The organism is Kribbella sp., from assembly GCF_035687465.1.
In the GTDB taxonomy this organism is placed as follows: domain Bacteria; phylum Actinomycetota; class Actinomycetes; order Propionibacteriales; family Kribbellaceae; genus Kribbella.
The window spans coordinates 1-7,080 of record NZ_DASRXP010000518.1; the positions used below are offsets into that span (position 1 = coordinate 1).

Sequence of the window (7,080 nt, forward strand, 5' to 3'; positions counted from 1 at the left end):
GTATTTCGACCAGTGGCCCGAGATCTCATACAGCTCGCGCTTGCCGAGCACGGGTGAATAGACCTGCTGGTAGCCGGCTCTTCGCTCGACCTCGGCGATGTAGCGCTCCAGGGCCTGGCGGATCGCGGCTCCGGCGGGCAACCAGTAGGGCAGGCCGGACCCGATCAGCGGATCCGAGTCGAACAGGCCGAGTTCACGGCCGAGCTTGCGGTGGTCGTACATGAGTTGGACTCCTCGTCATCAGATGAGGCGAGTGGAGGCCGGAAATGGCGAAGCCCCGGGGCACTCGCCCCGGGGCTTCGAAAACAGTCAGCTGTCAGCGCGCCGGGACATACCTCGGCGTCGTCGTCTCCACAACGTGCTGGCTCATGTCCTCAAAGCTAGCAGATTTCGTCAACTCGATTCGTCCTCGAGGTCGAGGCCGATCGGGCGGATCAGGCCTTCCTGGGCTACCGAGGCGATCAGGCGGCCGTCCTGGGTGAAGAGGCGGCCGGTGGCGAACCCGCGGGCTCCCGAGGCCGACGGCGAGGCCTGGTCGTACAGCAGCCACTCGTCCGCGCGGAACTCGCGATGGAACCACAGCGCGTGGTCGATCGAGGCCGGCTGGATCCGGCGGTCGCCGATGATGATGCCGTGCGGCAACAAGCTTGCCCCTAGCAACGTCAGGTCGCTCGCATAGGCCAGAACGCAAGCATGTAAGGCCGGCTCGTCCGGAAGCTTGCCGGCGGCCCGGATCCAGAACTGCCGGCCGCTCACGCCCGCGAGCCGGACGTCGAGGGCGGCCCACTCCTTGTTCCAGTCCTCGGCCTTACGTCCGGAGGCTGCCTCGAACACCGAGGCCAACGTGGGCGCCTGCTCCGGCGGGACCAGTTCGTCCGGCATCGGGTCGGAGTGGTCGAGGCCGGGCTCGGGCCGCTGGTACGACGTGGACATGTAGAAGATCGTCTTGCCGTGCTGCGACGCGACCACCCGACGGCTGCTGAACGTCCTGCCGTCCCGGATCCGCTCAGCCTTGTAGACGATCGGTACCGCGGTGTCGCCGGGCCGCAGGAAGTATCCGTGCAACGAGTGCACGATCCGCTCAGGGTCGACCGTACGGCTGGCCGCGACCAGCGCCTGACCGAGCACCTGACCACCGAACACGCGCTGCGCCGAGGTCTGCGGCTGCCGGCCGCGGAACAGGTCGACGTCGATCATCTCCAGGTCGAGCAGCTCGACCAGATCCTCCAGGGACTCGGGCATACCTCATCCTGTCAGGTCCGGGACCGGGATCCAGTGTGCGTCCGCTCACCTGCCGACGCATTTTTCGGTGAGCTTTCGGTCGCCGTCGGTAGCGTCCACTTGAACGCTCAATGAGACTCATCGACTGACTGGAGCCAGCTATGACCCCCCGCTCGCTGACCCCCACCTCGCAGCTTCCCCGCACCCTGGCCGGCCGCGCGGCCGGCGCCCGGGCCGCCTCGCGCGACCTCGTTCTGCTGCTCGCCCGCGTCGGCGTCGGCATCGTGTTCGTCGCCCACGGCTGGCAGAAGTTCAGCACGAACGGACTCGACGCCACCGCCGCAAACTTCGAGCAGATGGGCGTTCCCGCGCCCACCCTTTCCGCGTACTACGCCGCCGCGGCCGAACTCGTCGGTGGGGCTGCCCTGATCCTGGGACTGCTGACCAGCGTCGCCGGCCTCCTGCTCGCCATGGACATGGCCGGCGCGTTCCTCTTCGTGCACCTGTCGAACGGCGTCTTCGTCACCGAGGGCGGCTGGGAACTGGTCGTCGTTCTCGGCCTGTCAGCCCTCACCCTCGCCGCCGTCGGAGCCGGCCGGGTCAGCGTGGACGGATTCGTCACCGCCGGCAGCAAGGGCCGCCTCGCCGTACCGGCCTGAACCTTCCTCTAACGCACGAAGGACCTCGGGTGACCCGAGGTCCTTCGTGCGCGCAAGTGTTAGTTGTCTTCGTCGCGGTTGAGCTCTGCGAGGAACTGCTCGACCTCGGCGCCCAGCTCTTCGGCCGACGGCGTCGATCCGGCCAGCAGGCTTCCTCGGCTGAGCGAGCCCGCCGCGGCGTCGTACTGGGTCTCCAGGGCGTTGACGACGGCGGAAGCGTCCTCGGAGGCCTCGACCTGCTCGTCGACCAGCCGTCCGGTCATCGCGGCCTCATCGAGCAACGCCTTGCTAGGGAGCAGCAGGCCCGTGGCCGCCGAAATGGCGTGCACCAGAGCGAGCGCGGCACCCGGGAAGCGGTTCTCCGCGAGGTAGTGCGGCACGTGGACCGCGAATCCCATCGCGTCCTTGCCGGCCTCGCCCAGCCGCACCTGCAGCATGGTCCCCGCGCTGGCGGGAAGACGCATCTCGCCGTCCCAGATGTTCGACTTGGTGACCAGCTCCGGCCGGGTCGCGTGGGCGGTCAGCCCGAGCGGCCTCGTGTGCGGCACACCCATCGGTACGCCGTGCACGCCCACCGTCAACGTGACGTTGTACATCTCGATCAGCTGCCGCACCGCGCCGGCGAACCGGTTCCAGTGGTTGTCGGGCTCGACGCCCTCCAGCAGCAGGAACTCGACACCGGCGTCGTCGGTCAGCAGGTGCAGCGACAGCGTCGGCGGGCTGTAGTCGATGAACTTGTCCTCGGCGAAGGTCACCTCGGGACGGCGCGCCCGGTAGTCGTGCAGCTGGTCGACGTCGAACCTCGCCAGCAGCCGGTTGTCCAGCACCTCGAGCAGATGGTCGGCGGTCACCCGTCCGGCCTGCCCGGCGTCCATGAACCCGTCCAGCGAATGCACCAGTACCTTCGGCGAGGCCGCCGGGCCGGTCTCCACCGACTCGTCGACGATCTCGTAGAGGTCGTCCGGTCGCAGCATCGTCGTCTCCTTCAACAGTGGCCAACAGGGCGGGTAGGCCCCTCTATCCTGCCCTCACCTCGAACAACGCCTCGTCACCGGCCAGGAATTCCGCTCCTGGACATTCTTTCGGTCTTCTCAGCATCCCCGTCGCGACGCGGGCGGACGAGCGCTTTTGGAAAGCGCTTGCTAGCGTGCTCTTGTGCGCACCGAAGAAGAGCCGGCCCAGACCGCCCTGAACACCCCGACAGTGATGCTGGCGATGAACGAGTCCAGCCGGGAGCTGGTGCTGGTACCGCCGGTCCGCGCCCGCCTCGACCAGGTCGCCGACGTACTGCGGGCCGGTCCGGGCAGCGCGTTCCTCGACGATCCCGCGATCCGCGGCGCGCTGGCCGGGGTGGATGTGCTTCTGACCGGCTGGGGTTGCCCCGCGATCACCCCCGAGGTGCTCGACGCGGCTCCCCGGCTCCGGGCGATCATCCACTCGGCGGGCTCGGTGAAGGGGTTCATCGACCCGGCCGCGTTCGACCGCGGGATCCTGGTGTCGTCGGCGGTGGTGGCGAACGCGCTGCCCGTCGCGGAGTACACCGTGGCCACGATCGTGCTCAGTGGAAAGCGGGCCTTCCGCCTCGGAGCGGAGTACCGGCTGAGCAGGCGGAAGCCGAATCCGAAGAGCGTGCCGGGCAACTACGGCACCACCGTCGGACTACTCGGGGCTTCCAGGATCGGCCGGATGGTGGCGGACCGCCTGCGCGCTTTCGATCTCGAAGTACTGATCAGTGATCCGTATCTGAGCGAGGCCGAGGCAGCTGAGCTGGGCGCCGAACTGGTCGACCTGGACTCGCTGTTCAGCCGGAGCGACATCCTCAGCGTGCACGCGCCCTTGCTGCCGGAGACGGTCGGAATGATCAATGCGCGGCTGCTCGGCCTGCTCCGGGACGGGTCCGTCCTGATCAACACCGCCCGCGGCAAGATCATCGACGCCGAGGCCCTCGAGCGCGAGTGCGTCTCTGGCCGGATCGATGCGGTGCTGGATGTGACCGACCCCGAGCCATTGCTGCCAGAGTCCAAGCTGCTCGACCTGCCGAACGTGTTCATCACCCCGCACCTGGCCGGCGCCGTCGGCAACGAGATCGCGCGCCTCGGCGAGCTCGCTGTCGGTGAGGTCGAACGGTTCGCCGCCGGCGCTCCCCTGCTCCACGCCATCAGCCGCACCGAACTCGGAAGGATCGCATGAGCCGCCTCATCCTGCCTGACACCGATCGAGTGCTGTCCCGCCAGACCGGCTGGGTCCGGGCCCACTGGGAGGCGCTGGCGGACCACCTGCTGGACTCGCTGATCCCGTACTTCTCCCCTGGCTCAGCCCGGGTGGTGCTGCCGGGACGACCGAGCAGGTCGGGGACATCCTCGGACGAACTCGAGGGATTCGCGCGCTCGTTCATGCTGGCCGCCTTCCGGATCGCGGGCGTGCGTGGCGAGGGCTGCGAGCAACTGATCGAGCGGTATGCGCGCGGGGTCGCGAACGGGGCGAACCCGGATCACCCAGAGGCCTGGCTGCGGCTCACCCCACGGTCGCAGCAGATGGTGGAGGCCGCCGCCATCGCCGTCGCCCTGCACGAGTCGCGCGAGTGGATCTGGGACCGGCTGGACACCCGCGCTCAGGAGCACGTGGCGGAGTGGCTCGGCGGGTTCATCGGGTCCACCACGCACGACAACAACTGGCGGTTGTTCCAGGTCGTGAGCGAGCAGTTCCTGGCGTCCGTCGGCGCACCGTACTCCAAGGAGGACATCGAGGGCGGCCTGGACCGGATCGAGGACTGGTACGTCGGGGACGGCTGGTACTCCGACGGCGACGGGCAGAACTTCGACAACTACATCGGCTGGGCGATGCACCTCTACCCGGGCCTGTGGACCCGGATGGCGGCGGCCACCCCAGGCGCGCAGTACGACGATCGGCTGAAGCTCTACCGCGAGCGGCTCTCGCTGTTCCTGGAGGATGCGATCCACCTGGTCGGGAACGACGGGGCGCCGGTCTACCAAGGACGGTCGCTGACGTATCGGATGGCCGCGGCGACGCCGTACTGGATGGGCGCGGTTCTGGATGCCACTCCCCTGTCTCCGGGGCAGACCCGGCGGCTTTGCTCGGGGATCGCGCGGCATTTCGTGCAGCACGGCGTACCGGATGAGCGGGGGCTGCTGACGCTCGGGTGGTACGACACGTTCCTGCCGACGACTCAGCCGTACTCCGGTCCGGGGTCGCCGTACTGGGCCAGCAAGGGGTTCATCGGACTGCTGCTGCCGCCGGAGCACCCGGTCTGGTCGGATGCCGAGGAGACGCTGCCGCTGGATGAGGCGGACCAGATCCGCTCGATGCCCGCGCCCGGCTGGATCGTGCACGCGAGCCGGCACGACCAGGTGGTGCAACTGGTGAACCACGGGGCCGACCACGCGCCGCCGGCTGAGCCTTCGGGTGTCGAGCCTTCGGCCGATCCGCACTACAACCGACTCGCGTACGCCAACCACGCCGGTCCTGAGCTCACCGACTCGTCCGCCGGGATCGACAACCTGACCTCGCTCGTCGACCAGCAGGGCCGATCGAGTGCTCGTGGGCGGATCAGGCGGCTCGGCATCGGCGCTCGCTCTGCGTCGTCGTGGCACAAGGCGTGGCTGGGCGAGGACGGTCCGTGGCCGATCGAGATCACGTCCGTCGTGCACGGCGGCTGGGAGATCCGCTGCGCGCTCGTCGAAGGACCGGCCGGTGCGCTGGTCCGCAGCGGCGGCTTCGCGGTGGCGGGCGATTCCTTGCCTTCAGCAACAGCCGGTACTGCGTGGGCGTCGGCGCGGAACGCGGACGGCCTGATGTCGGCGGTGGTGAACCTGCATGGGTACGACGCGGCCGGGGTGCACCGTGATCTCGGGGCGAACCCGTTCGGCCCGCATTCGGCGACGCCGTACCTGACGACTGCTCACTCCGGTGAACCGTTGGTCCTTGTGCACGCTGTGTTGCTGACCCGTGACGCGATCCGCCCTGAGGCCCGTGCCGAGGGCATCGATGTGGCGGTCGACGGTCAGGAGATCAGCATCACACTGCCGGGGGCGGAGACCGAACTGGTGCGGCTGGGGAACCGCTGACGTCGTACGGTCGGAGTCATGAGCGAGGCAGTTGTCACCGATGTCCTGGCCGAGGCGGTTCGTACCGACCCGAGCGCCGCGAACCAGGAAAGGTTGTGGACGGCAACTTTCGGGCTGGACCGCTGGTGGTTCGTCCAGCGCGGCGAGGCGGACAACCCGCAGCCGTTCGTCGGGGTGCACCAGGAGCAGCCGTTCCTGATGGCGTTCACGTCGGCCCAGCGGGCGCGCGGATTCGCGATCGAGAACGGGCTGGCGGAGGCCGACGTGGAGGTGCCGGTGCTCGCGCTGGCGCCGCAGGACGCGGTCGCGCAGGCGCCGGTCTGGCTGCAGCAAGGGATCGCGGCGATCACCTTCGATCACGGGATCAGCGGGTATTTCGCGCCGCTCGGGAACCTGCCGGCGATCCGCTCGCACGTGCAGGGAGCTGCTTGATTCTTCTGATGACACGCCGTTAGGGCAGGCTCCCCAACGGTGAGAAATCGCCCGGAGAGCACTACATTGGCGTTCATGAGCACGTATCCGAAACTCCTTCAGGAACAGATTCGCAACGAATTCACGGCGTCGCAGCAGTACACGGCAGTCGCTGTCTGGTTCGACGACCAGGACCTCCCGCAGTTGGCCGGGCACTTCTACAAGCAGGCCCTCGAAGAGCGCAACCACGCGATGATGATGATCCAGTACCTGCTCGACATGGACATCCGGCCGCAGATCCCCGGCACCGGTGATGTGCTGAACGACTTCAAGAGCGCGATCGAGCCACTCGAACTGGCGCTCCAGCAGGAGATCACCGTCACCAAGCAGATCGAGACGCTGGCCCGGACCGCGCGGGACGAGGGCGACTACGTCGGCGAGCAGTTCATGCAGTGGTTCCTCAAGGAGCAGGTCGAGGAGGTCGCCGCGATGACGACGCTGGTCAACGTCGCGAAGCGGGCCGGCGACAACCTGTTCCACCTGGAGGACTACCTCGCCCGCGAGAAGGTCGGCGACGAGGGAGCCGACCCCACCTCCCCCAGAGCAGCCGGCGGCAAGGTCTGACTGGAAGTTTCAGGGCTGCCGCCCTCGCGGGGGCGGCGCCTGACCTTCACCTGCCTAGGGGCTTTTGGCAACTACCAGGA

At 68.2% G+C, this 7,080-nt stretch carries 7 protein-coding genes and 1 pseudogene; 5 read left to right on the plus strand and 3 right to left on the minus strand.

Annotated features, from left to right (window positions below; all coding sequences use genetic code 11):
• Together VFG33_RS27670 and VFG33_RS27675 are read right to left on the minus strand one after the other, a co-directional pair.
• Positions 1–222: pseudogene (locus VFG33_RS27670) on the minus strand (threonine--tRNA ligase); the annotation flags it as partial.
• 171 nt (positions 223–393) lie between these two features.
• The gene (locus VFG33_RS27675) at positions 394–1,242 is read right to left on the minus strand and encodes an acyl-CoA thioesterase (protein WP_325055900.1); all 849 of its coding nucleotides are present in this window, start codon (positions 1,240–1,242) and stop codon (positions 394–396) included.
• A 140-nt stretch (positions 1,243–1,382) separates the two neighbouring features.
• On the opposite strand from VFG33_RS27675, the gene VFG33_RS27680 reads away from it, so the two are divergent.
• Positions 1,383–1,880, plus strand: coding sequence for a DoxX family protein (locus tag VFG33_RS27680; protein WP_325055901.1), 498 nt, complete (start codon positions 1,383–1,385; stop codon positions 1,878–1,880).
• A 59-nt stretch (positions 1,881–1,939) separates the two neighbouring features.
• On the opposite strand, the gene VFG33_RS27685 is transcribed toward VFG33_RS27680, so the two are convergent.
• On the minus strand, positions 1,940–2,854 hold the full coding sequence (locus tag VFG33_RS27685) for a proteasome assembly chaperone family protein (RefSeq protein WP_325055902.1): 915 nt from the start codon (positions 2,852–2,854) through the stop codon (positions 1,940–1,942).
• Between the two features lie 181 nt (positions 2,855–3,035).
• Between VFG33_RS27685 and VFG33_RS27690 the strand changes: the two genes are divergently transcribed.
• From VFG33_RS27690 to VFG33_RS27705, 4 genes are all read left to right on the plus strand, one after another.
• On the plus strand, positions 3,036–4,070 hold the full coding sequence (locus VFG33_RS27690; RefSeq protein ID WP_325055903.1) for a hydroxyacid dehydrogenase: 1,035 nt from the start codon (positions 3,036–3,038) through the stop codon (positions 4,068–4,070).
• Positions 4,067–5,965 (plus strand): DUF2264 domain-containing protein, encoded by a 1,899-nt coding sequence (locus VFG33_RS27695; RefSeq protein ID WP_325055904.1) that lies wholly within the window; start codon positions 4,067–4,069, stop codon positions 5,963–5,965. Before VFG33_RS27690 ends, VFG33_RS27695 begins: the two co-directional genes overlap by 4 nt.
• Positions 5,966–5,983: 18 nt before the next feature.
• The gene (locus VFG33_RS27700; RefSeq protein ID WP_325055905.1) at positions 5,984–6,397 is read left to right on the plus strand and encodes a hypothetical protein; all 414 of its coding nucleotides are present in this window, start codon (positions 5,984–5,986) and stop codon (positions 6,395–6,397) included.
• Positions 6,398–6,472: 75 nt separating this feature from the next.
• Positions 6,473–7,000 (plus strand): ferritin, encoded by a 528-nt coding sequence (locus VFG33_RS27705; RefSeq protein ID WP_325055906.1) that lies wholly within the window; start codon positions 6,473–6,475, stop codon positions 6,998–7,000.
• Positions 7,001–7,080 lie beyond the last annotated feature (80 nt).